At 46.9% G+C, this 1131-nt stretch carries 3 protein-coding genes; 1 reads left to right on the forward strand and 2 read right to left on the reverse strand.

Going from position 1 to position 1131, the window contains the following annotated elements; translation table 11 throughout:
- Window positions 1-60 precede the first annotated feature (60 nt).
- Both F6K49_RS51680 and F6K49_RS51685 read right to left on the reverse strand, forming a co-directional pair.
- Window positions 61-516 carry a hypothetical protein gene (locus tag F6K49_RS51680; RefSeq protein ID WP_293110775.1) on the reverse strand — a complete coding sequence of 152 codons (456 nt, stop codon included), beginning with the start codon at window positions 514-516 and terminating at the stop codon, window positions 61-63.
- 35 nt (window positions 517-551) lie between these two features.
- Entirely contained in the window at window positions 552-674 is a 123-nt protein-coding gene (locus F6K49_RS51685; RefSeq protein WP_293110777.1) for a hypothetical protein, read from the reverse strand.
- A 29-nt stretch (window positions 675-703) separates the two neighbouring features.
- On the opposite strand from F6K49_RS51685, the gene F6K49_RS51690 reads away from it, so the two are divergent.
- Window positions 704-910, forward strand: coding sequence for a hypothetical protein (locus F6K49_RS51690; protein ID WP_293110779.1), 207 nt, complete (start codon window positions 704-706; stop codon window positions 908-910).
- Window positions 911-1131: the final 221 nt, after the last annotated feature.

Below are 1131 nucleotides of genomic sequence, written 5' to 3' on the forward strand. Positions count from 1 at the left end.
TGCATATAACGCACCACCTTAAGGGTTGGCTCGGAAAGGGTACTGAGATAAAGAGCTCTCTTATGGGGTTGGTTCTCGTTTATAACGGCTCACACAGCCATAGCTAAAGGTCATAATCCGTTCAAACACTTTGCCCGTCACATAGGGCTGTGCTTTGGCCGATAGGTAAGCTGTCGATACGTTATTGACATAGTTACTGAGACTTAAGCCAATCTGCAGCACCACTGCCCCAAAGATTAATACTAAAAACATTTGCTCTGGTGGCAAAGGCAGAATCTTAGCAAGGGTTTGAGCTATTCTTGGATTAGTTGCTGTCTCTGTTCCAGGGTCATCAGTCCCGGTTAAGTAACCAATTGCCAGATAAATCACACCTAGGGTGCTGCCCTCTAGGACGGCACTGATCAGATTGGTAACCAGATTAATCCCAATCAGCCACCAGTTTTTCCGGGCTGTCTCCCCGACCAGACGATAGGCTGGCGATCGGAAATTAGGAATAAGTTTTTTCAGTTTTGTCACAATAGATATATAGGGTTTTAAAATCAGATGTGAAACTAGAATTTAAGGGAACAGGGAACAGGGAATAGGGAACAGGGAAAGAAAGTTTTGTGGAACGGGCATCTTGCCTGTAGTTTTGTGGAACGGGCATCTTGCCTGTAGTTTTGTGGAACGGGCATCTTGCCCGTTATGGTGGCTTAATAATGGAATGATTGTAAAAGTGAAGTGGAATGGGCATCTTGCCCGTTTCAATTTCCGGGCGGGCTGTCCCAACATTGACGACCGAGAAAATGAGGGGGAGCCCAAGGGTGGTGCGTTACGGGGCGATGCTGCTGGCGAATTCGTGAAACCCTTATTCTGGAGTAATTTACTCCCCTCTCCCAAGGTTGGGAGAGGGGCTGGGGGTGAGGGCTGATGGGGCTTCTTGGTTTGTTAAGAAATATTTCGCCAACAGCATCCGCCCCTAACACACCCTACAACTCAAACCGTTACTGCTGATTGAGCCAAACGAGCCTGCCAAGATTCCACAATTTGCTGAATTGTTTCTTCCAAGGAAACGGAAATATCCCAACTGGGGTAATGCTCACGCATCTTACTCAAATCGGAGTAATAACAGATATGATCGCCAATCCGATT

The sequence above is a fragment of the Moorena sp. SIO3I6 genome (assembly GCF_010672095.1).